Origin of the sequence: Acutalibacter sp. 1XD8-36, from assembly GCF_009917525.1 — a bacterium.
Classification (GTDB): Bacteria; Bacillota; Clostridia; order Oscillospirales; family Acutalibacteraceae; genus Acutalibacter.
In genome coordinates this window covers 1-21,163 of sequence record NZ_QZDU01000003.1, presented here as the reverse complement: position 1 = coordinate 21,163, position 21,163 = coordinate 1, and the positions used below count along the sequence as shown (strand labels likewise).

The 21,163-nt window shown below is 55.3% G+C and carries 23 protein-coding genes and 1 tRNA gene; 5 read left to right on the top strand and 19 right to left on the bottom strand.

Annotated elements, in window-relative coordinates:
* Positions 1–42 precede the first annotated feature (42 nt).
* Positions 43–1,017, bottom strand: a complete 975-nt coding sequence (locus D5270_RS06620; protein ID WP_166543360.1) for a glycosyltransferase family 2 protein — start codon at positions 1,015–1,017, stop codon at positions 43–45.
* A complete protein-coding gene (locus tag D5270_RS06615; RefSeq protein ID WP_166543359.1) occupies positions 1,014–3,677 on the bottom strand; it encodes a YfhO family protein in 2,664 nt (887 codons plus the stop codon). The genes D5270_RS06620 and D5270_RS06615 overlap by 4 nt, the downstream gene beginning before the upstream one ends.
* A 191-nt stretch (positions 3,678–3,868) precedes the next feature.
* Between D5270_RS06615 and yfbR the strand changes: the two genes are divergently transcribed.
* From yfbR to tagD, 4 genes are all read left to right on the top strand, one after another.
* Positions 3,869–4,516, top strand: coding sequence for a 5'-deoxynucleotidase (gene yfbR, locus D5270_RS06610; protein WP_166543358.1), 648 nt, complete (start codon positions 3,869–3,871; stop codon positions 4,514–4,516).
* A gap of 11 nt (positions 4,517–4,527) precedes the next feature.
* Complete coding sequence (dusB, locus tag D5270_RS06605; RefSeq protein ID WP_166543357.1) at positions 4,528–5,502, top strand: tRNA dihydrouridine synthase DusB; 975 nt, start codon at positions 4,528–4,530, stop codon at positions 5,500–5,502.
* A gap of 206 nt (positions 5,503–5,708) precedes the next feature.
* On the top strand, positions 5,709–8,276 hold the full coding sequence (polA, locus tag D5270_RS06600; RefSeq protein WP_166543356.1) for a DNA polymerase I: 2,568 nt from the start codon (positions 5,709–5,711) through the stop codon (positions 8,274–8,276).
* A 24-nt stretch (positions 8,277–8,300) separates the two neighbouring features.
* Positions 8,301–8,690 (top strand): glycerol-3-phosphate cytidylyltransferase, encoded by a 390-nt coding sequence (gene tagD, locus D5270_RS06595; RefSeq protein ID WP_166543355.1) that lies wholly within the window; start codon positions 8,301–8,303, stop codon positions 8,688–8,690.
* Positions 8,691–8,711: 21 nt separating this feature from the next.
* Here tagD and D5270_RS06590 read toward each other — a convergent pair whose 3' ends face one another.
* The 5 genes from D5270_RS06590 to D5270_RS06570 form a co-directional block, all read right to left on the bottom strand.
* Positions 8,712–9,512 (bottom strand): NYN domain-containing protein, encoded by an 801-nt coding sequence (locus tag D5270_RS06590; RefSeq protein ID WP_166543354.1) that lies wholly within the window; start codon positions 9,510–9,512, stop codon positions 8,712–8,714.
* A gap of 11 nt (positions 9,513–9,523) precedes the next feature.
* Positions 9,524–10,087 (bottom strand): hydrolase, encoded by a 564-nt coding sequence (locus D5270_RS06585; RefSeq protein WP_166543353.1) that lies wholly within the window; start codon positions 10,085–10,087, stop codon positions 9,524–9,526.
* Positions 10,088–10,136: 49 nt separating this feature from the next.
* On the bottom strand, positions 10,137–10,973 hold the full coding sequence (locus D5270_RS06580) for a serine/threonine protein kinase (protein ID WP_207709319.1): 837 nt from the start codon (positions 10,971–10,973) through the stop codon (positions 10,137–10,139).
* A 77-nt stretch (positions 10,974–11,050) separates the two neighbouring features.
* Positions 11,051–11,947 (bottom strand): DUF3795 domain-containing protein, encoded by an 897-nt coding sequence (locus D5270_RS16585; RefSeq protein WP_207709318.1) that lies wholly within the window; start codon positions 11,945–11,947, stop codon positions 11,051–11,053.
* A 90-nt stretch (positions 11,948–12,037) separates the two neighbouring features.
* Positions 12,038–13,039 carry a glycoside hydrolase family 130 protein gene (locus tag D5270_RS06570; RefSeq protein WP_166543352.1) on the bottom strand — a complete coding sequence of 334 codons (1,002 nt, stop codon included), beginning with the start codon at positions 13,037–13,039 and terminating at the stop codon, positions 12,038–12,040.
* A 168-nt stretch (positions 13,040–13,207) separates the two neighbouring features.
* Between D5270_RS06570 and D5270_RS06565 the strand changes: the two genes are divergently transcribed.
* Positions 13,208–13,282, top strand: a tRNA-Arg gene (locus tag D5270_RS06565).
* A gap of 204 nt (positions 13,283–13,486) precedes the next feature.
* Here the strand turns inward: D5270_RS06565 and D5270_RS06560 are convergent.
* From D5270_RS06560 to D5270_RS06510, 12 genes are all read right to left on the bottom strand, one after another.
* Complete coding sequence (locus D5270_RS06560) at positions 13,487–14,545, bottom strand: tyrosine-type recombinase/integrase (RefSeq protein WP_330587420.1); 1,059 nt, start codon at positions 14,543–14,545, stop codon at positions 13,487–13,489.
* Positions 14,538–14,771 carry a hypothetical protein gene (locus D5270_RS16720; protein ID WP_243150238.1) on the bottom strand — a complete coding sequence of 78 codons (234 nt, stop codon included), beginning with the start codon at positions 14,769–14,771 and terminating at the stop codon, positions 14,538–14,540. Before D5270_RS16720 ends, D5270_RS06560 begins: the two co-directional genes overlap by 8 nt.
* A gap of 105 nt (positions 14,772–14,876) precedes the next feature.
* Positions 14,877–15,089 (bottom strand): helix-turn-helix domain-containing protein, encoded by a 213-nt coding sequence (locus D5270_RS06555; RefSeq protein ID WP_166543351.1) that lies wholly within the window; start codon positions 15,087–15,089, stop codon positions 14,877–14,879.
* A gap of 398 nt (positions 15,090–15,487) precedes the next feature.
* Entirely contained in the window at positions 15,488–15,715 is a 228-nt protein-coding gene (locus tag D5270_RS06550; protein WP_166543350.1) for a helix-turn-helix domain-containing protein, read from the bottom strand.
* Positions 15,705–16,022, bottom strand: coding sequence for an RNA polymerase sigma factor (locus D5270_RS06545; RefSeq protein WP_166543349.1), 318 nt, complete (start codon positions 16,020–16,022; stop codon positions 15,705–15,707). The genes D5270_RS06550 and D5270_RS06545 overlap by 11 nt, the downstream gene beginning before the upstream one ends.
* Before the next feature lie 380 nt (positions 16,023–16,402).
* Positions 16,403–16,750 carry a hypothetical protein gene (locus D5270_RS06540; protein ID WP_166543348.1) on the bottom strand — a complete coding sequence of 116 codons (348 nt, stop codon included), beginning with the start codon at positions 16,748–16,750 and terminating at the stop codon, positions 16,403–16,405.
* Between the two features lie 3 nt (positions 16,751–16,753).
* Positions 16,754–17,671 carry a ParM/StbA family protein gene (locus D5270_RS06535; protein WP_166543347.1) on the bottom strand — a complete coding sequence of 306 codons (918 nt, stop codon included), beginning with the start codon at positions 17,669–17,671 and terminating at the stop codon, positions 16,754–16,756.
* A 119-nt stretch (positions 17,672–17,790) separates the two neighbouring features.
* Entirely contained in the window at positions 17,791–18,852 is a 1,062-nt protein-coding gene (locus D5270_RS06530) for a DUF3854 domain-containing protein (protein WP_166543346.1), read from the bottom strand.
* 24 nt (positions 18,853–18,876) lie between these two features.
* The gene (locus D5270_RS06525; protein WP_166543345.1) at positions 18,877–19,233 is read right to left on the bottom strand and encodes a hypothetical protein; all 357 of its coding nucleotides are present in this window, start codon (positions 19,231–19,233) and stop codon (positions 18,877–18,879) included.
* A 17-nt stretch (positions 19,234–19,250) separates the two neighbouring features.
* Complete coding sequence (locus D5270_RS06520) at positions 19,251–19,928, bottom strand: hypothetical protein (protein WP_166543344.1); 678 nt, start codon at positions 19,926–19,928, stop codon at positions 19,251–19,253.
* Entirely contained in the window at positions 19,915–20,382 is a 468-nt protein-coding gene (locus tag D5270_RS06515) for a hypothetical protein (RefSeq protein ID WP_166543343.1), read from the bottom strand. The genes D5270_RS06520 and D5270_RS06515 overlap by 14 nt, the downstream gene beginning before the upstream one ends.
* A 13-nt stretch (positions 20,383–20,395) precedes the next feature.
* The gene (locus D5270_RS06510) at positions 20,396–21,013 is read right to left on the bottom strand and encodes an ATP-dependent DNA helicase (RefSeq protein WP_166543342.1); all 618 of its coding nucleotides are present in this window, start codon (positions 21,011–21,013) and stop codon (positions 20,396–20,398) included.
* Positions 21,014–21,163: the final 150 nt, after the last annotated feature.

The window sequence follows — 21,163 nt, the reverse complement described above, 5'->3', positions numbered from 1 at the left end:
GAAGTACCTCCCTCTTTCTTTTCCTCAAATATTTTACACCATTTACTCCCCTTTGTCAAGGGGTTTCTCAGTATTTCTCAAATGCTCCTCTACCCTGTACCTGGGCCTCGCCTTCACCTCGCTGTATATCTTGCCGATATACCCGCCCACAACTCCAAGGCACAGCATCTGAAGCCCGCCCAAAAGCCATATGGAGCAGACAATAGCCGTCCAGCCGGACACGGCGAGCCCTGCGAAATAGGATATCAGCGCATACAGGAGCCCGAACACGCTGAGCACCGACACCAGTATCCCGAAGTTTGAGATAAGCTTCAGTGGCTTCACGCTGAAGCTTGAAATGCCGTCCAGAGCCAGGGCTATCATCTTCTTTAAGGGGTACTTAGACTCCCCCGCAAACCTCTCGTGCCTGTCATAATACACATAGTCGCTGCGGTAGCCTATAAGGGGCACAATGCCCCTTAAAAACAGGTTCACCTCCCTGTACTCCCCAAGGCCCTCCAGCGCCCTTTTGCTCATAAGCCTGTAGTCCGCATGGTTAAAGACAATATCCACCCCCAAAAGCTTCATGGCTTTATAGAAGCCCTCCGCCGTGGTGCGCTTAAACCATGTGTCCGTCTCCCGCTTGTTCCTCACTCCGTACACAACGTCGCAGCCCTCAAGATATTTCTCCACAAACCTGTCCAGAGCGTCCACATCGTCCTGCAGGTCGGCGTCCAGGCTTATGGCGCAATCGCAGTATTCCTTGGCGGTCATCAGCCCGCAGAGCAGGGCGTTCTGGTGCCCCCTGTTATGCGCCAGCTTCACCCCCTCGACATAGGGGTTTTCCCTGTTCATCCCGGAGATTATTTCCCAGGTACTGTCCTTGCTGCCGTCGTCCACCAGAAGCATACGGCTCTTACTGCCGGCAAGGCCGCTCTCCTCCATCGAACGCAGCTTCTCCGTCAGCCGCCGCACGGTCTCCGGCAGCACCTCCTCCTCGTTATAGCAGGGTATTACGAAATATACTGTAGGGCTCATTCTTCGTTGTCCTCCTTCTGCTCAGTCTCAGGGGCCTCCCCGTGCTCCGGCCCGTCGAACTGGGGCCAGGGCCTTGGCTGCAGCCTTTTTGGTGCCTGCTCTCTCTTCTCCTCCTGCTCCTTCGGCGGCTCCGGGCGCACAGGCCGTGCCGGTGCCCTGGGAGGCAGCGCCGGCGCCCGCTTTGGCTTGCGCCTCAATCTTATGGGCCTCTGTGCCGCCACGCCGTTCTTCTTGGCCCAGCCCGGGACGTTCCCCGACCGCATGAGCTTCGGGTACTTTGGCCCGCCGCGCTCCGGCATTCTCTTCAGTATGGAGAAATAGGCGATTATACCCATCAGGGCCAGTATGCTCAGGGCCAGCCCAAGGGCAAGCCCCGGGGTCTCATAGGTAAAGTCTATCCTGACGCTCTCCCCGCCGGGCACGGCCACGGCCATAAAGCCCACGTTCACCCTCAGTATCTCTGCCTCCTGGCCATTTACCCTGGCGCTCCAGCCCGGCTCATATGGCACGCTGAAGAACACCATCTCGTCCCCCCGGGTGTCTATTTCCGCCGAGAAACCCGAGCTGCTGTACCCGAAGTCCTTACAGGCTTCCGCGGCCCGCTCCAGGCAGTCGTCCATATACCCCCGCTCGCTGAAGTGCCGCATATCCTCCGGCAGCAGCTCCAAAAGCCCCTCCACCTTCGGCACATCCTCATCCTCAACTACAAGCGCCCGGAGCATGGAGAGCTCCCTATGCCCCACAGCGGTGTCGCTGCCCTTTGACATCTCCTCATACTCGCTTCTTGGGAGATAGTACTCATAGGTAAAGCCCATGGGCACATAGAATTCGTTCTCCCATATATCATATCCGTTGGCATTGCCGTAATACGCCCAGCCGGGCATGGAGGTCTCGTCCATCTCCCTGCCGGCGAAATACTCCCCGTCGGAGTCGTCGTCAAAGAGCCAGTGCACGGAGAGCAGGCCCCTTATACCGTAGTGGCTCACTTTGGGCCGCGAGCCCACGTCCCGCTGCACACCTATAGAATCATAGAACTCCATCACCGACCCGGGCACAATGCTGTGGAAGGCCTGGATACTGGGTATCTGCCAGAACATCGCCGCGTTGTCTATGGACTCATAAAAATCCGAGCGGCAGACCTGCAGGTCCGTCAGCGGCACGTTTACGCCGCCGTTAAGCTGATAGGGTATCAGGTGGTCCCAGGTATAGTCCGACTGGGTCTTGCCAAGGGATATAAAGTAGATGGAGTAGAGCACCGTCACAACGGACAGGCAGCCGAAGGCCCCCCTCTTAAAGGCCTTGCGGCTCTTGCAGAACATGAACAGGTACACCACCAGCCCCAGGCATATAAGGGAGACAGCCACATAGCTCCAGAATCGGGTGGGGTAGTCCATCAGCCCCCATGACCAGCTCTCAACGCCGTCCACGTTCTCCTTTGCGGGCATAAAGCCTATCACCCCCGCTATGGCTGTCACAATAGTGAAATTCCATACAACAGCCCTGCGCCAGTTCACCCTCTCATTCTCAAGGGCCAGCACCGTCGCCAGGGACATCATCAGCGTGAGCATATAAAACCATCTGGCGTAATACGCCGAGTTCATCAGCTGGAAGGAGGCGTTTAAAAACGGTACTAATGCCATGGTAAACAGCACCCACAGCATTTTCTTCAGCCAGTGCTTCCGCCGAAGCTGGAGCCAGCCGATAACACCGGTCATCCCAAAGAGTGGCAGCCAGGCCCCTAATGAGGACCACTTTGACTCGGAGTCCGGTGTAAAGTTCGGCCTTGCTGGAAGGTCCGGCGGGAAGAAGAAGCACTCGATTATGTGCATGTACCTCTGGTTGCGGTTATAGAGCACTCCGTTCCAGCCGTTTATGGGGTTCGATACCCGGTTATTCTGTATCACCGCCAGCACGGACGGCACCAGCAGCACCCCAGACAGCGCCACCCCCAGCACGGCCTCCAGCCCCAGCAGCAGGAAATCGCGCACGGATATCCGCCAGCTCCCGCAGATAAGCCGCAGGAAGAAGTATATTAGAGTAAAGGTTACCATGCCCACAAAGAAATAATAGTTCACAAGGCAGCAGGCGAATACCGCCAGGGCAAACACCCCCCTGCGCCGCCTGTACATATACTCGTCCAAGGCGCTCAGCAAAAGGGGGAAGAATACTATGGCCTCATGGAAATGGTTAAAGAACACATTATACACCGAAAAGCCCGAGAAGGCGTAGAGCACCGCTCCTATAAGCGCCGAGTCGCCGCTCTTTGTATAGCGGTGTATATAGATGTAGCCGGTCAATGTAGCGCAGGCAAATTTCAGTATGAGCAACGGGCCCATAAAATACTGCACCCACTCCGAGGGGAAGGGTATTGTCAGCCAGAAGAAGGGGCTGCCCAGAAGGTAAAAAGAGTATGAGCCTATGAAGTTTGCCCCCAAGTCCGTGCGGCTGTTCCAGCCCCAGCTGCCTGAGCGTATGGCGTCGTGGGCCAGGCGGTAGAAGGGCACCTGCTGCACGTTGAAGTCACCGTAAAACAGGAAGCGCCCGCCGTCCACCAGTATAAACGGCAGGAATATGGTAAAGGAGAGCCCCAGCCCCAACAGAAAAGCCTTTAGAAAATAGTTATCCCGCCATCCGGTCTTTCGCGCGGTCTGTATCGCCATAGTATCAACCCCGAAGTAATTTCATATTTTATTTTTATATTATACCACAATCTCCCTCCCGGGGGAAGCCTTTTTTACTGACTTCATATAACACGCATTGACATGGCTCTGCAAAATAGTATAATAGTATATGCCTAATACACCTGCCCAAAGGAAGAAGAAAGCAGAAAAAGATGAAGGAGCCTCTGAAAATGTATCATTTTTTCGCCATGCTCTCCCGCATGAAGTATATAAACCGCTGGGGCCTCATGCGCAACACCCGCAGCGAGAATCTCTCCGAGCACTCTTTAGAGACGGCGATAATCGCCCACGCCCTGGCCGTCATAGGCAATACGCGCTTCGGCAGAAGCTACGACCCCCAGCGCGCCGCCGCCCTGGCCCTGCTGCATGACGCCTCTGAGATTATCACCGGCGATATGCCCACCCCCGTAAAATACCACTCGGAGGAGATAAGGAAGGCATACGCCGAGGTGGAGGACCTGGCTGTGGAGCACCTTGTCTCCATGCTCCCCGAGGACCTTCGCCCCGCCTACAGGGAGATAATGACCATGAGCGCCCCCGGCGACCAGGACCTAAAGCCCCTCCTAAAGGCCGCGGACCGTATCTCAGCCGTGATAAAATGTGTTGAGGAGCGTCAGAGCGGCAACCTGGATTTCAGCAAGGCCGAGGGCACCATCATCCAGAACATCCGGGACATGAACCTTCCCGAGGCCGACCACTTCCTTGAGGAGTTCCTGCCCAGCTACGGCCTCACCATCGAGGAGCAGGACTATACCCGCCAGGCCGGGCTCAAATTCTCCCAGTCATCTCAGATGGTGTTCTCAAAGGTCCTGAAATAGGAGGTATCCCATTGAAGATAGGAAGCATAGAGATAAACGGCCCGGTGGCACTGGCCCCCATGGCAGGGGTCACCGACGCCGCCTTCCGGCGCATATGCGAGGACATCGGCGCGGCATATACCGTCACCGAGATGATAAGCTCCCGGGCCCTGGACTTTAACGACCGCAAGAGCCTTGAGCTTGCGGACCTCACCCACGACGAGGGCCCGGTGTTCATCCAAATATTCGGCGACGACCCAGGCTGTATGGGCCGGGCCGCAGAGAGGATGTCCCGGTTCTCCCCCGCCGGCCTTGACATAAACATGGGCTGCCCAGTCCCGAAGATAGTGGGCTCGGGCGCGGGCAGCGCCCTCTTAAAGGACCCCGAGAGGTGCGGAGAGATAGTCCGGGCTGTTAAGGCGGCTGGCCTGCCCGTAACAGTGAAGCTCCGCGCCGGCTGGGATAAGGACCACATAAACGCCGTAAAGGTCGCAAGGATATGTGAAGAGGCCGGGGCCGACGCCATTGCCGTCCACGCCCGCACCCGGGAGCAGTTCTACTCAGGCTCAGCCGACTGGGCTGTGATAAAGGCCGTCAAGGATGCCGTGTCCGTCCCGGTAATAGGCAACGGCGACGTTATAGACCCCCTCTCAGCCAGCCGTATGCTCTCCGAGACCGGCTGCGACCTGCTCATGATAGGCCGCGCGGCCCTTGGCAATCCGTGGATATTCCGGGACGTCAACGCCCATATCCGGGACTCGGGCCTTATCATGCCGCCCCCGCCCCTTAGCCAGCGCCTGTTGACCATGCGCAGGCATATCGCCATGATGTGCGAATACAAGACCGAGCGCCGCGCCATGCTGGAGGCCCGCAAGCACGTGGGCTGGTATTTAAAGGGTATGCGCGGGGCTGCGGAGTTCAGGCGGCGCTCCGGGGAGCTCTGCACAATGGAGGACCTTGATAGGCTCATTCAGGATGTGTATATTTCCTCTCTACAGGAGGAGTAAACTGCCAAAATTATCCTTGCATTTTGGGCTTATATGTGTTAAAATATACTTGTAAAGCGCAAGGCTTCACCCCGGAGACGGCACTCCGGGGTTTCTTTGTATAGGTATATTTACGGCCTCCGGCAGCTTAGGGGCGCCGCCCCTAAGAACCCTGCCAGGTGCCTGGCGCACCTGGACCGCGCTATTTTCCCAAAAGGAGTATCCTCATGAAACTACTGGTTTTAGACGGCAACAGCATTCTTAACCGGGCTTTTTTCGGCATTAAGCTCCTCTCCACCAAGTCCGGCGACTTCACCAACGGCATTTACGGCTTCCTCACCATGTTCCGCAAAATCTACGACGAAACCTCGCCCGACGCCGTAGCCATCGCCTTCGACATGCGCGCCCCTACCTTCCGGCACAGGCAGTATGCCGGCTATAAGTCAAACCGCAAGGGCATGCCCGATGAGCTTGCCCAGCAGCTCCCTGTTCTGCAGCAGCTTTTACAGGACCTTGGCTACCGCATAGTCACCTGCGAGGGCTGGGAGGCCGACGACATCCTGGGCACCCTCTCAGCCGCCTGTGAGCGGGAGGGCAATTCCTGCGTCATAGCCACCGGCGACCGGGACAGCCTGCAGCTTGTCTCCCCCGCCACCACCATCCGGCTTATGAGTACCAAGTTCGGCCAGCCCCAGGTGACCGTATACGACGAGGCAAAGATAATGGAGGAGTACGGCGTCACCCCCATTCAGATGATAGACCTGAAGGCCATCCAGGGGGACAGCTCCGACTGCATACCGGGAGTCGCCGGCATAGGACCAAAAGGCGCCGGGGAGCTGGTCCAGAAGTACGGCTCCCTCACGAACATTTACAACAGTCTTGACGACCCGGAGATGAAGCCCGCCGCCCGCAAAAAGCTCGAGGCCTCAAGGGAAAACGCCTTTATGAGCTACGAGCTCGGCACCATCCGCCGGGACGCCCCTATTGATACGGAGCTTGAAAAATACATTCCCACCTCCGGGGACCCCCAGCGCGCCGGGGCCGCGATGGTCCGCCTTGAGCTCTTCTCACTTATAGAGAAATTTGGCCTCACCGCCGCCCCCGTGCAGAAGGCCGCGGCAACTGCCGGACGTCCCGAAACCATAGAGCTTCCCGACGGCGCGCCCATGCTGGCAAGACTTGAGGACGCGGGAGCCGCCTATTTCTTCTGCCAGTGGGGGAAGTCCGGGGAGCTAGAGTCCATTGTATTCGCCCATAAGGACATCCTCTGGCGCGTAACTCCCGACAGCGCCTTTCTGCTGGCCTTCTTCACCAACCCGCTCATTAAAAAGCACACCCACGACGTCAAGCCCCTGCACCGGCTGGCCCTTGCCATGGGATGCCGGATAGAGTCCGTGGCTATGGACACGGCCCTTGCCGCCTACCTTCTGAATCCCTCGGCCTCAGGCTACGACCTGCTGCGCCTTGCCGCGGAATACTCCGTGCCTCTGCCGGACTTTGAGGAGGAGGAGTATAACTGCGCCGCCGTAATGCCCGGGCTCTGCGAAGCCCTGCATAAGGCCATAGATGGCAATAACCAGCAGGAGCTTTTGGAGAACATCGAGATACCCCTGAGCTTCGTACTGGCCCAGATGGAGCATACCGGCTTCTATGTGGACAGCGTGAGTATCAGGGAGTACGGCGAAAAGCTCCAGGCCGAGGTCGAGGCCCTACATGGCTCTATAATCCAGCAGGTGGGCTATGACTTTAACATCAACTCCCCAAAGCAGCTTGGCGAGGCCCTTTTTGAAAAGCTCGGCCTGCCCCACGGCAAGAAGACCAAGTCCGGCTGGTCCACCAGCGCCGACGTGCTGGAGTCTCTGCGGCTCATGAACCCGGTAGTTGACGAGATACTCCGCTACCGCACCGTAGCAAAGCTGAAATCCACCTACTGCGACGGGCTCCTTAAGGTGATAGGCCCCGACGGGCGCATACATTCCAGCTTTAACCAGACCGAGACCCGCACCGGGCGCATATCCAGCACCGAGCCGAATATGCAGAACATCCCCGTGCGCACCCCCATAGGCCGGGAGCTGCGCAAGTTCTTCGCAGCCGAGCATGGCGTGCTGGTGGACGCGGACTACAGCCAGATAGAGCTCAGGGTACTGGCCCACGTGGCCAACGACCCGGCTATGCGTGAGGATTTCCTAAAAGGCCACGACATTCACGCCTCCACCGCCGCAAGAGTGTTCAATATGCCCCAGGAGCTCATCACCTCCCAGCTTCGCAGCCGGGCCAAGGCCGTGAACTTCGGCATTGTCTACGGTATCGGCGCCTACTCCCTTTCCCAGGATATAGGCGTCAGCGTGAAGGAGGCCGACGCCTATATCAAGGAGTACCTGCGCAACTACTCCGGCGTGGACGCCTACATGAAGGAGGTGGCCGATTCCGCCCGTGAGCGCGGCTATGTTGAGGACATGTTCGGGCGGCGCCGGTACCTGCCCGAGCTCAAGAGCAGCAACTTCAATATGCGCTCCTTCGGCGAGCGCGTGGCCCGTAACATGCCCATACAGGGCGCGGCAGCCGACATCATCAAGATAGCCATGATTCGGGTGAGCCGCCGCCTGGAGCGGGAGGGCCTTCGGGCCCGGATGATACTCCAGGTCCACGATGAGCTGATAGTGGAGTGCCCGGAGGATGAACAGGAGCAGGTCCGGGCCCTGCTCACAGAGGAGATGGAGCAGGCGGTAAATCTCAGCGTGCCCATGGTAGCTGAGGCCAACGCCGGCAAGACCTGGTACGACGCAAAGGGCTGAGCGCCCGGAGAGGAGAATAACAGTATGAAGCGAGTAATAACCTACGGCACCTTCGACCTGATACACTACGGACATATCAACCTTCTGAAGAGGGCAAAAGAATTGGGCGACTACCTTATAGTCGCCCTGTCAACAGATGAATTCAACTGGAACAGCAAGAATAAAAAATGCTACTTCACCTACGAGGAGCGGGAGCGGCTCCTTGAGGCGATACGCTACGTGGACCTGGTGATTCCCGAGGAGAACTGGGAGCAGAAGGTCACGGACGTGCAGCTCTATAAGGTGGACACCTTTGTAATGGGCGACGACTGGGAGGGCAAGTTCGACTTTTTGAAGGACTACTGCAAGGTTGTCTACCTGCCTCGCACCCCCGAAATATCCACCACCCAGATAAAGCAGGACCTAAAGCAATAGCAAGAACATTTAACTATAATATCACTTCAGGCGCACGTACATCTGCGGCGAGCTGTCCTTATCCTTGCGCTCAGACTTTATCTCGAACATGTCCAGGGAGTCGAGGAAGGGCGTGAGCTTAGAGAAGCCGAAGTTCCTCACGTCAAAGTCAGGATACCGCTTTCCAAGGATATTCCCCACCTTGCCGATAAATATCCAGTCCTCCTCGTCGGAGTTCTCCCTTACAATGCTCCTAAGGGCCTTCCGTATGGTTTTGAGGCTGGTCTTAGGCTCTTCCTTCGGCTCCTCCTTAGCCTTCACGGGCTTCTGAGGAGCCTTTTTCTGTACCGCAGGCTTTTTCTTCGCAGCAGGCTTCTGGGGCTCCTCGGGCTCCTCCTCCTCGGCGGCATGTAAAATGTCCAGATATTTGAAGGAGTTGCATGCGGCGATAAAGGAGTTGGGCGTCTTGCTCTCCCCCATGCCCACCACTATCATGCCGGACTCCCTAAGCCTTGCGGCGAGCCTTGTAAAGTCGCTGTCCGAGGACACCAGGCAGAAGCCGTCCACATTGCCGGAATACAGTATGTCCATGGCGTCGATTATCATTGCCGAGTCCGTCGAGTTCTTCCCGGTGGTATAGCTGTACTGCTGTATGGGCAGCACGGAGTTGTCAAGCAATGTGCTCTTCCAGGAGATAAGCGCCGGGTTGGTCCAGTCGCCGTATATCCGCTTATAGGTGGCTATACCCTCCTTTGAAATCTCGTCCATTATAAGCTTTATATACCTGACAGAAACATTGTCCGCGTCTATGAGCACCGCAAAGCGGCTGTCGTTGTTTGCCATATTATCCACCCTTAAAGCCCAATCTCGTCATGGTTTTCCCGCATACCCATAATGCACTGTCCGATAACCGTATCTATGTCCGTGCCGAGCATTTCGCAGCCGTCCAAAATTAACTGCCTGTCCACCCCGGCGGCAAACTTCTTGTCCTTAAATTTCTTCTTCACGCTCTTTACCTCCAAATCCATCACGGACTTTGATGGCCGCATAATAGCCGTGGCGTTTATCAGCCCGCTGAGCTCGTCAATAGTATACAGCACCTTTTCCATATAAAGCTCCGGCTTCACGTCGCTGACAAGCCCATAGCCATGGCTCACAACCGCATGTATGAAAGCCCCGTCATACCCCGCCGCTTCCAATATTTCAACGGCCTTCCTGCAGTGCTCCTCCGGGTACTTCTCATAGTCCACGTCGTGGAGCAGCCCTACGCAGCCCCAATACTCGGCCCCTTCCGGTGCAAGGTCCTCCCCGGCCTCCCTGGCATAGTACCGCATTATAGCCTCCACCTGCATTCCGTGCTTTACAAGGTCCTCGCTCCCGTTATATTCTCTTAAAAGCGCCAGGGCTTTTTCTCTCATATCATCAGTCTTCCTTTCCGTTAAGTTTAATTTATAATTTAATTAATAATTATTTTTGATTATTGTACAGCTCGAGCTGCTCCTGCCAAAGCTCCCGCAGCTCCCGGATGGTCCCGGGCCTTTCGGCCCTGTTGTCACTTACCGCCCTGCGCGCCAGCTTAAAGAGCCCCTCCCCCAGGGTCCAGTCCTTCTGCTCCCGGCTGTAATTGCCCAGGAGGGCAAAGGCCATGGCCCCGGCGGTGTACACATTCGTCACCTCGTCTATCTCCGCTCCCAGCCGGAACTCCTCCGGCGACATAAACCTCGAGCTACCCCACATGCGGCCCATTGTGTTAATATAGGGCTTCTTCACAAAGAAATCCACATCACAGAAGGTGGTTTTGCCGCTGGCAAAATCATACATAATGCTGCCGTCATAAAAATCCACCGCCAGATAACCCATGGAGTGCACATGCCCGAGGAAGTCCAGCACCCTGTCAAAAACCTCCAGCCTGCCCCCAATAGGCAGGGCCATAAAGCGCCTGTGCTCCTCCTGGTACATCCTGCCCATGCAGTCCCCCTCTGCCCAGCGAAACACCATCCCAAAGCCCCCGCCCATATCCTCCGCCTCAATCAGCCGGATAAGGTTTGGGTGGCTCAAGTCCTTGTATACCGGCAGCGAGGCCTTGAGCCGCTTAACAGCCTCCTCCGGCTCACCCGGGCACCGTGCTGTGGGGGCCCCGGCAAACTTCACGAAGTACCGCTGTCCGTCCATCTCTGTGCCAAAGCAGATATTACCGGAGTCCTGGTCGTCAAATACCTTAAACACCCTGCCGTATTTCGAGAGGAATCCGAAGTCGAAGGGCTCCCCCATCTGAAAAGCCACGCCGTCAATATGCTGTACCATAGCCTCCCCCTTTCGCTAGAAGTCAAGAGGACGCGCAAGCCCGGCGCGTCCTCCGCAGTTGTTTTCTTCCATGGAGGTCACCTCCTGCCGTTCTCCAGCAGGTCCAGTACCTCCTCCTCTGTGGGCAGGTCATAATCCCCGGTAAATCCCCCGGGATAATGATAGACTATCCCCGCCCGCTGGTTTCTCTCAAGGCAGTCCATAAGCCTCTCCACGCCATGCTCCTTGGCAAAGGCTGCAAAGGCGCGCGCCTTTGGCTTCTGAAGCAGCCCCCTTCCGCAAGGGAACTCCCTGCACTCCCAACAGCCTTCAAGTTCCCGCCCAGTCACGCAGCCATAGTTCGCGCACTCGGCATACGCCGCGCAGCCGTTCTGCTTACAGCCTGGACAGCCCGCATTTTCGCTGCATATACAGCAGGCCAGGCCGCAATAGGCTATCCCCAGCTCCCGCCTCACCGTGGGGAAAGCCTTCCGGTAGTAGTCCTCATACTCCCGGAACCCCTCAGGACCTGAGAACCCCAGCTCCTTCAGCACCTCGCGCCTTGCTACGGCCTCAGGCACAGCCTTCGTGACCATGGCCCCCATGGGGAAATCCCCGGGGAACCGCTCGACTGCCAGGGTATAGAGCTCCCGAAGCACTTCCGGCCTCTCGTAGTCCCGGCGCAAATCCACCCGGAGCACCCCTGTGTCCCCGCCGAATACCTCCAGTGTGCCCACGGCCTCACCGGACGCCCTGTCTATAACGGCGGGGCGGGCGTAGGCCCAAACGTCGTTATTCCAAAAATGGATAGCCCGCTCCATCTCCTCAAGGGTCTGAAAGAGAAACCCGCTCACGCAGTTGTCGCTGTTCATCAGCTCCACGGCGGCAGGGTCGCTGTAGCACCGGAGCAGCTCTGGCGCGTCCTCCTTCTTTACCTGGCGCAGAATGAAATGCTCGCTCTCATAGCTGTAGTCCCTGCACTGGTCTTTCGGCATATGCTTACGCTCCTTTCAAATATAGAACGTGCGTTCTATAAAGAGCATAGCATATATGTCGAAAAAAGTCAAGCCCAATAGGGCAAAGCTTTACTTGTTCTCCTGGTCCCCGACCTCCATGGGGTACTTGCGCATATAGGCAAACAGCTCGTCCACCGTGGTAAAGGCAAGGCCTGTAACAGTGTCCGCGGCGCCGTAGTAGATGGTAATGCGCCCGGTCTCGGGGTCGGTCAGCGTGGCGCAGGGGAAGGTTACATTGGGCACGTCGCCGGTGAGCTCGTAATCCACCTCGGGGCCAAACACATAGAAGCTCCCGCGCTCCTTCACTATCCAGGGGCGGTCAATGTCCAAAAGGGCCGTGCCGAAGCGGTACACAAAGCCGTTGCAGGAATTGAGCACCCCGTGATAAATCATCAGCCAGCCCTCGTCGGTCTCAATGGGGGTTGGCCCTGGGCCTACCTTCTTACTCTGCCAGCCGTTGGCGGTGCCGAAGAGCCAGCGGTGGCGGCCCCAGTAGCAGAGGTCCGGGCTCTCGCTGTAGAATATGTCGCCGAATGGGGTATGGCCTGTGTCGCTTGGGCGGCTCACCATGGCGTAGTTCCCGTTTATCTTCCTGGGGAACAGCACGCCGTTGCGGTTATAGGGCAAAAAGGCGTTTTCAAGCTGGTGGAAGGTCTTAAAGTCCTCGGTCCAGGCAATGCCGATGGTGGGGCCATGGTAGCCGTTGCACCAGGTGATATAGTATTTGCCGTCAATAAGGCATACCCGAGGGTCATAGCGATACTCCTTACGGATAACGTCCTTCTCCCCCTCGAACACGATGGGCTCATGGTTTATGTCCCAGTGAATGCCGTCCTTGGAGAAGCCGGCGAAGATATCCATTTCCACGCCCCTGTTATCGCAGCGGAAGACCCCGGCATAGCTGTCCCCGAAGGGCACCACCGCGGAGTTGAAAACACTGTTTGAGGTGGGGATGGCGTCGCGCTTTATAATCGGATTCTCCGTATAGCGCCATACGGGTTTCTCATACCCTGCGGGCTTGTCCTGCCAGGGCATATTGGGCAGAGCGGGCCTGCCGATTATCTTTGCCATAGAAATCACTCCTAAAATAAATAATCCGGGCTTAGGGCTATTATAACTCATACCTGCCCAGAAAGAAAGGAGTATTTTGCCCAGAAAGGTAAATTTTTCAAAAATTTCAGATTTTTAAGAATTTCATTTGACAAACGCCCCCAAATAGGGTACAATAGTGGAGCAGAAGCCTCCTTAGTTAAATGGATATAATACGCCCCTCCTAAGGGCGGGTTGAGGGTTCGATTCCCCCAGGGGGTGCCAAAAAACCCAGATTTTATGCGGGTTCCTAGCTTTTCCCTCTGCTAATAACTTTCACCTTGGTATTAGCAGATTGGAGTAACTTATCCCCTTGTATTAGCAAAAGAGCTTGCTAATACAGCGGCCCCGATTGGAGCGGATTTCGTGATTTTGCAATCACACTTGCTAATACGATTTTCCTGCCGGTCGGATTTCTTTGCTAATAATTTAAGGTTTATTAGCAAGCTGGACGGACTGTAGGAATTGTTGCAACAAATCCGGGTTGTCTTGAACGAGCTTTAAGAGAGTATCTACTTGAGCAGTTTGACTCTCTTGGGGCTCGTTTTTCTCTCGGTTTTTGCCATAGGACTCCGTCTCCATCTTGTCCGCTATCATCCGGCGGTTCTCGTCCAGGATATGGGCATAGCGCTTGGTGACCATATCCGGAGTATTCCACCCGCCGTCACCTTGGACAGCCTTTAGGTCACCGCCGGAGAGCACCAACTTGGTGCTGGCGCTGGTGTGACGAATACTGTGGAACACGATGTCATCCACGTCGATATCCGGGTCGTTCATGTCAGCCAGCACTTCCTTGAACCGCTTGTTTAGGTGCTCGGTCATCAGCGGTCTGCCGTTGGCCTGGCAGATCACCAGCCCGTAGTCCATATAGCCGTCCTCCCCAAAATCTTTCTTGAGCTGGTTTTGTAGCTGTTTCAAGGTTTCCAGCTTATGGACTACTGTTTCCGGTAGATAGGCCGTGCGGATACTGCCCTCGGTCTTTGGCTGCTTCAGCACGATGACGGTTCTTGTGCCCATCATAAGATTCGGGAAGGTGTAGATAATGTCCATCTTTGATAGCTTCTCGATGAGTTTCTTATCAACCCGGTCAATCACTCTGTCGATGTAGATGGCTTGGTGCTCGATGGATACCCGGTCCCACTGGAGACCACCCACTTCCCCGCCCCGCATGGTGCAGGGCAGGGCCAGGTGAATAGCGCAGTGGATAAGAAACCGGTCATAGATTTCCGGCCGGTCGGTGAACTCCAGAACCTTATAGAGTTGTTCCGGGGTCCAAGCACCGCGCTTACGCTCCTTATGTTCAGGCAGAGTGGCGTCCAGAAATGGGTTCTTGGCAATCAGTTCCCAGTGCTTGGCCTGGTTAAAGGCACAGCGAAGCACCTTGTGGATGTCGTGGATAGTGGACGGAGAGATGTGCTCCCGCTTCGGCCTGCCGGGGTTCATAGCAGGTTCGGCCTCGGTGAGCAGGAAGTGGTAGTAATCATCCACCGCGGATAGACCGCAGCTTCTTGTCTCCTAGGTAGGGGTAGACATAGTTCTCCAGCAGTCCCACGTTGCCGTCGTAAGTGGAGGCCACCCACTTTTTCTCCCCATACTTCTGCAAAAACTCATGCAGGAACTCGCAGACGGTGATGTTGTTCTGGTCGATGTGGGTGTTGTTAGCTTCTTCCATCTCTAACTGCACCTTGCGGGTCTTGGCGGCGGAATAACTCAAACCGGATTCCCAGACTTGATGCCGGTCTTTACCCTCGCCTTCATAATGAACAACTGAATATGATTTGCCTCGTTTGATAATTGATGCCATGCTGATTGCTCCTTTTTATTCAGCGCTGTCAAGCCAGTTATCGAAGGAGGTTTTAGAGATACGCACATACTTCCCAATCTTAACGGTCTTAAACTGGGCCTGCTTGCACAGGGCGTAAGCTCTGCTTTTGCTGATTTGCAGCATATCCGCCACCTCTTGAACGGAATAGGTTCGCTTCTCCTGATAGACCTGACAGACGTTGGTATTTTGATAATTCTCGGCTGCCATGATTTCTCCTTTCCCTGCAGCCTGAAGCTGGTAGCACGGCTTGGCCCTCCATTGAGTTCCATTATACACTATGCTGCCCGGTTATGGCTACAGTTTTCTGAATTATTTAGTTGGGTTCTGATTAACACTGATATTACACAGAGATTGAGTATTACTTGCAACTAAAAAAGAAAAATATCTTTCCCGATGTCCGTGGCTGGCGGACTGTGGAGTGGTCGGTTCTCCCATATCCTCTGCGGGCATCATCGCGTTGGGGCGGTGCCGCTGCCCTATGAGTGCTCTTGTTCAGCTTGCCAAACTGACGGATAGCCGCTCACCCACATGGATATGTACCGGGTCAGATTATGAGATTGTCAAGGTTCGGGGCATGGGGAAATGCCTTTCAAAAAGATAAAATGCTATTCGTAACGCGAAATGTTCCCTTCACTCAAAAGTTTTATTTCAAAACGAGAGATGCTCCGCACTAGCTCCAAGAGAATGTTTTGGCGCAGATCCTCGTCAAGTTTTCCGTTGACATAACTATACTTATTGATTAGCGGCATATAGAGTTCTGTCAAATCAGCCAATGCGTCAATATTGCCTGAAACCGCCAGGGAGAGTGTCGTGCGAAATTCTTCACGGTTCATGCGTCTCACCCTCTTTCAGAAATTCCCGAAGGCTTTTGAGAGCCAAAGACTGCTGCTTATATACGTTATGGATCTGGCAGTCCCATTCCCTGGCAATTTCGTCCGGAGTCAAATCTAAGACAAAAATCTTTATCAGCACCTCTTGCTTCCGGTATGGCAGCTGATAAAATGCTTTTGCAAGCGTCTCCTCCTCAAAGTCAAACTCTGCTTCAAATAAAGCTGTCTCCGGTGTGTCAGTTGAAATGAAGTTTTCCTCCGGGACATTTTCCAGAGGTACACGGTTTGCCTCGTTGGATCGGGCTGCCAAATACTTCTTTCTCGTCCGCTAAGCTATGGTTTTCATCCAAACCGTAAAACTCGCCCTCAGTTCATCTCGTTCCTGATTTTTCTCGCGCATGGTGCGCTCCTTTCTCCCAGAGCACACCATCAGGGCAAAGCGCGGAACGAAAAAACCAGACACACCTGAATGGTATGCCTGGACAAAATGATATAAAAAGACAAAAAGGCCGGGCTACATTTCTGTAGAACGGCCTTCATGCGAGCAGTCCGAAATAGAAGTATCAGCAGATATACAGAAAAGCTATTTCTTACTGCACAATAATTTTACTGCTTTCATTTTCAAAAAGAAAGTGTTGTAAAGGAGCACTTATAATCTCTTTAGATTAAGCGATAAAGAAATCGTGTGTTTTACTGAAACATATCTAAATTATCCAGCATTTCTGTTATCTTGCCATTAAAATCCACACCATCTTCAGTATTTACCTCCGTTTTTGGAGTTGCCGCAAGCTGTTCTTCCAACAAATTACGGACCATTTCCCTCAGTGAGTCTGACGAAAGGCTCTGTACCGTCTTGATTTCGACCCTGCACTCCGGGCTGAGCAAGGCCGGGTGGGCAGCCAAATACTCCCCCAGCGCCGCCACCACGACGGCGCTCTTTCGGTTGCCCAGCCTTTCCAGCAGTTCCCCGGCTTGTATCTGCTCCTCGGTCTCAGCAGGGAATTGGAGAGAGAACCTGTACTTCCCATTCTTGCGCATACGCTACCCCCGCAATCTTGCCAGCTGCTTCTCACCCAGCATCTCATAGCCCACAGCGTTTGCGTTGGGCGAGTCGATAAACTCCGCCTTGCCAGCCAGCGGAGACCCGCTTAAATATGGCTGCAGGAGGATGCTGCCCCCGCCGATAAAGACAGCCGGATTGGAGCGCAGGTCAACCTGCAGCTCCCGGAGCTGGTTCAGAATGTCGTTGGCGTGGTGCCGGGCGGCGGTGAAAATCTCCTCTTTCACTTCATCAGGCAGATACTTTTCTTTACCTTGCAAGACATTGGTAATGTGTTCATCGTCAATCTTCATGTCGTATTGGGAGCTGACCTTGCGGATGACCTCGTTGTTCATGGTGATAACGCCAGTCTCCAGAGACCGGCAGAACTGCAGGTCTGGCTTGCCGTTTTGCAGGAGCAGCACGTCCGTGGTATAGCCGCCGATGTCGATGATAAAGAGCCGGGAGGTGTTAAGCACCATGCCGCTCTGGGGCACTACTGCCGCGAAAGCCTGGGGGAACACCATCACCTGAGTGATAAGAGCCGAGTACGGTTTGTCCCGATAACTGAAACGCACTGGGGCACTACGCTTGAAATAGTTTGCGAACTTCTCTTTCAGCCCGCCGTAGTGCTCGGGCGGCAGGCCCACTGCCAGCTGGATGTGCTCATTGGGCGAATACTGGCCCTTGCGCTCCAGCTCCTTGGCTATGGCGAACAGAGTCAGGATAAAGAAACGTTCGTCTTGGGTCTTATCGCGCATATAAGGCAGTCGCTTGCTGGAAAGTGTCCAGAACCGGCCGCCGTATTCCAGAATCTCGTCGGTCATGGGCGGCTTGACTGAGTGCTCGGTCAGACCGGACACAAAGGTGAACCGGGGCGTCTTGATGGCGTAGTTGCCATGGTCGATAGCGATTAGCATAAGTATACCTCCAAAGATTTCATTTGCTGGGATTACACCCATTACTGTGCGCATTTGCAACCGAAATACGCAAATTTTTCATAATCAAAGGGGCGGCGCAATGCGTCACCCCTCGTTTGTCAACGATTCCTATCCAGATTTGCTTTCAGCTTAGCCCAGATAAAATCATCCAGCCCCTTATATCTCGAATCCCAGACATAGGTTCCATACCGGAACCCCATCCGGCCCAGCAGGGCCATGAGCTTGTCGTAAGCGCTCTGCACATGGAAATTGGTGATGTAGTCCATATCAAACGCCGTCTTGATTTCCCGAACGCCCTGCGCCCGCAGCTCTGTCAGGGATTCTTCCAGCCGCTGCAAAGCGTTCACTCCCGGCACCGCCAGAACTGTCAGCCCGGAGAGGGCATGGATAACGTCGGCTTTCATAGGGCCTTCGGTGAGAACTACCATCTTACCCGGCTTTCCGGCCAAGTGTGTCCAGGCAGGCGACCCACAGCCGCCTGCCAGCTCCACGCTGGAAATCCATCGAAATTTCCGGTTCTCTGTGTTATCCAGCCGCAGCTGTAAGCCTTGAATCATTCCCCGCATATCTCTGACCGGAATGAGAACCCCCGACCGCTGATGGACGAACGACCACCATCCGGCTTTCGTGCGGAAGAATCCCGGCACCCCTTGAGGGTCAGCGCCGGTTTCCAGCACATGCTGAACCAGCTCGGAGTTGTTCACCATTGGCATGGACTTGTAGCCCAGCTGGGCTATATCACGGTTACTAAGGCCGCGCCTGTGAAGATTATCCCGGTGAGCATTCGCCAGCCCCAGCATGGAGAGGAGCGCCGAGTAGGTACGGTGGCGGGCGCCGGCGTCTGCCAGGACAGTATCAGCGTGCCGCTGATAACCTCTCTGCTCCGGCAGCGGGGGCCGCTCGTTCAGACGCAGCCGCTCTGTCAGCTCCCGCCATACCCTGTCACGGTCTGTGCCGGTGAACAGGGCATACAGGTCAAAAATTCCGCCTGACACCCCGCATTTCGCGCACCGGAACACCTCCTTTTTCAGGTTGATGTTCAGGTGCCTGTTATGCTCTCCGTCACAGCAGGGGCAGCGGACATAGTAGGATCTCCGGCTGGCAGGGGGCTGGGGCAGGCCCAGCAGGGACACCACGTCCGTCATACGGATTCGTTCCATGCAAAATACCCCCGTTCCTATTCTTTAGTATTTATGCTCGCTTTTCTCCAGTAGTCCAGCTTTTGTAAGCTCAAAGACAGTTTCTGTCACCATATCCAGCTCCTCCATCTCAATGTGGTAAGTACAGCATGGGGCTACATCAAACCAAAGCAAATTTTTTCCGTTCCGGGTATCAATCCAAGCATGGACCATGGGAATTTCATTCTCGTTCCGGCAGATCTCACCGCCATCGCACGCAAATTTGTGCCACCATGTCAGACTATACGCAGCGCCCTCGAACTCACCCTGGAACATCCGATTTTGCGCAAGCTCTTTGCCGGGCGCAAACCCGAACTCACGAAGCCGACCTATCGGTATATTATCTTTTATTCTAAGACCCATTTTGATTTCCTCCTATGTTATGCAGACTGCTGCAGAGCAAAGTCCCGGATGAGCTGGGCGGCTGCCCCCACTTTCTCTGTTGCGGGGAACTTCTCCGCGACCCACTTTATGGCTCCGGGGTCAAGCTGAAGAACCTCGCCCAGGGTCTTGCCTTTGAACTTGGTAATGGGGCAAGGCACCTTCATGGCCTGCGCCAGCTTTTCCTCCGGGGTCAGCTCAGGAGGAGTGGGTTCCTCAACGGCATAGGGCTCGGCGGGTGCCGCCGCATTAGTCATTGGCGCACCCTCGGAAACCGTGTCCGGGAACTCGTCCCCAGCCATGGAGAACTGCAGGCCAAAGCCCGCATTTCTCAGGGCAATACCAACTGCCGCAGTCTGTGCCCACTCTCTGGGCGAAACGGACGGCTTGTCCTCCAAAAACCCCCGGGAAGCCGTGGCCTCTGCCAGAAAGCAGTCTGCGGGGTCTTTGTAACTGGGGTATACCTTAGCCGTCGCCACGAAGCAGTCCTTGCCAGGATTAGCCTGCACAGAGATTTTCCCCTCTGGATACCTCAAGCGGAACCAGGCTATCTGCGCCATAACAGGCAGGCGCTTGCGGGTTTCGTTGGTGGTCAAATCGGTATAATCCACCGCATAGGGTGTCGGGTCGAAGCCTTCCACGGCATTGATTGTGTATAGAATACTATTGCTTTCCATTCTGGAAAACCTCCTGCAGATTGATGTATGTGTCCCGGTACTGCATCCAGACCGGCAGCAGCGCGTTGATATACTTGCTAACCGCTTGGCTGTACTGCTCGGGCTTACTGGGGGAGAAACTGGAGAACTGCTTGCGCCCGGACTCTACCACCTTTTCCAGGGACTGGTGAGCCGCCTCCCGGCGCTTCTTGCCATCGGCATCCGTTTTGGCTCCAAACTGCCGCTCGCTGAGCACAGACTTAACATAGGCATCCACCAACTGATAGTGATAGCTCAGAGCGTCCCCTTTCATGCCCATGGGGGCGCTTTTGGAAAACGCCTGGAACGTCTCAAGCACGCAAATACGGTAGTTCAGCTCCTGCAGGACCAGGTTTTCTCTGGGCTGGATGATATGCGCCGCAATCCGCGAATTGTACTCAGACTGCTTCTCCTTGAAGGTTGTGAGAACACTCATTTTCGACTCTCCTTTATGAATTTCGGATTCTTTTTGCAAGGCAGGTGCCGCGCTTTTCCGCGTCCGTCCGGCTGATGGCAGTGTACAGCGCCCGCTTTTCTCCCACCAGAATCACCCGGCTCTTACCCCGGGTAATGGCCGTATAGACCAGTGGGCGGGTCAGCATGATGTAGTGGGAGCGCTGTAGGTTGACAATGACCGATTGGTACTCCGAGCCCTGGGACTTGTGGACAGTGGAGGCATATCCCAAGTCCAGCATGGGAAGCTGAGTGGAGTCGTACTCCATCTCTCTGCCGCCGCCAAAGTTGACCCGGATAGTGGTACCATCGGTATCGCGGAATATATCCTTGATATAACCCACGTCGCCATTGTTCACTTCGCCCAGATTTTTGGTTTGCATCACTCTGTCGCCAACCCGGAATACCCGCTTGCCATGTGCAGCCTCAGGCTTGCCGGGCGCGGGCGGGTTCACCAAGTCGCGCAGACGGAGGTTGAGTGCGTTGGCCCCGGTCTCCGTCTTTTTGCGGTAGGGGGTAAGCAGAGCAACATTGTCCAGGCCATATTTCTTGACCTCCTGCAGATATAGCGTTACCACCTTGTCTGCGGACGCTGCTATGTCAGGCGAGTCCACAAACTGGAAATCGTCACCGAACTCCAGACTACGAACGCCCTTGCGGATAGCTTTCGCGTTGACCGCGATCCGGCTTCCCGTGTGTTACCTTACATATGGCTAACAGGAGACACAAAAAAATGACCGTCATTTGTGATGGAAATATATCCA

Coding starts and splice junctions, on each gene's coding strand:
- D5270_RS06620 (WP_166543360.1), bottom strand. CDS start 1,017: ATGAGCCCTACAGTATATTTCGTAATACCCTGCTATAACGAGGAGGAG.
- D5270_RS06615 (WP_166543359.1), bottom strand. CDS start 3,677: ATGGCGATACAGACCGCGCGAAAGACCGGATGGCGGGATAACTATTTT.
- yfbR (WP_166543358.1), top strand. CDS start 3,869: ATGTATCATTTTTTCGCCATGCTCTCCCGCATGAAGTATATAAACCGC.
- polA (WP_166543356.1), top strand. CDS start 5,709: ATGAAACTACTGGTTTTAGACGGCAACAGCATTCTTAACCGGGCTTTT.
- tagD (WP_166543355.1), top strand. CDS start 8,301: ATGAAGCGAGTAATAACCTACGGCACCTTCGACCTGATACACTACGGA.
- D5270_RS06590 (WP_166543354.1), bottom strand. CDS start 9,512: ATGGCAAACAACGACAGCCGCTTTGCGGTGCTCATAGACGCGGACAAT.
- D5270_RS06585 (WP_166543353.1), bottom strand. CDS start 10,087: ATGAGAGAAAAAGCCCTGGCGCTTTTAAGAGAATATAACGGGAGCGAG.
- D5270_RS06580 (WP_207709319.1), bottom strand. CDS start 10,973: ATGGTACAGCATATTGACGGCGTGGCTTTTCAGATGGGGGAGCCCTTC.
- D5270_RS16585 (WP_207709318.1), bottom strand. CDS start 11,947: ATGCCGAAAGACCAGTGCAGGGACTACAGCTATGAGAGCGAGCATTTC.
- D5270_RS06570 (WP_166543352.1), bottom strand. CDS start 13,039: ATGGCAAAGATAATCGGCAGGCCCGCTCTGCCCAATATGCCCTGGCAG.
- D5270_RS06555 (WP_166543351.1), bottom strand. CDS start 15,089: ATGGCAGCCGAGAATTATCAAAATACCAACGTCTGTCAGGTCTATCAG.
- D5270_RS06550 (WP_166543350.1), bottom strand. CDS start 15,715: ATGAACCGTGAAGAATTTCGCACGACACTCTCCCTGGCGGTTTCAGGC.
- D5270_RS06540 (WP_166543348.1), bottom strand. CDS start 16,750: ATGCGCAAGAATGGGAAGTACAGGTTCTCTCTCCAATTCCCTGCTGAG.
- D5270_RS06535 (WP_166543347.1), bottom strand. CDS start 17,671: ATGCTAATCGCTATCGACCATGGCAACTACGCCATCAAGACGCCCCGG.
- D5270_RS06530 (WP_166543346.1), bottom strand. CDS start 18,852: ATGGAACGAATCCGTATGACGGACGTGGTGTCCCTGCTGGGCCTGCCC.
- D5270_RS06525 (WP_166543345.1), bottom strand. CDS start 19,233: ATGGGTCTTAGAATAAAAGATAATATACCGATAGGTCGGCTTCGTGAG.
- D5270_RS06520 (WP_166543344.1), bottom strand. CDS start 19,928: ATGGAAAGCAATAGTATTCTATACACAATCAATGCCGTGGAAGGCTTC.
- D5270_RS06515 (WP_166543343.1), bottom strand. CDS start 20,382: ATGAGTGTTCTCACAACCTTCAAGGAGAAGCAGTCTGAGTACAATTCG.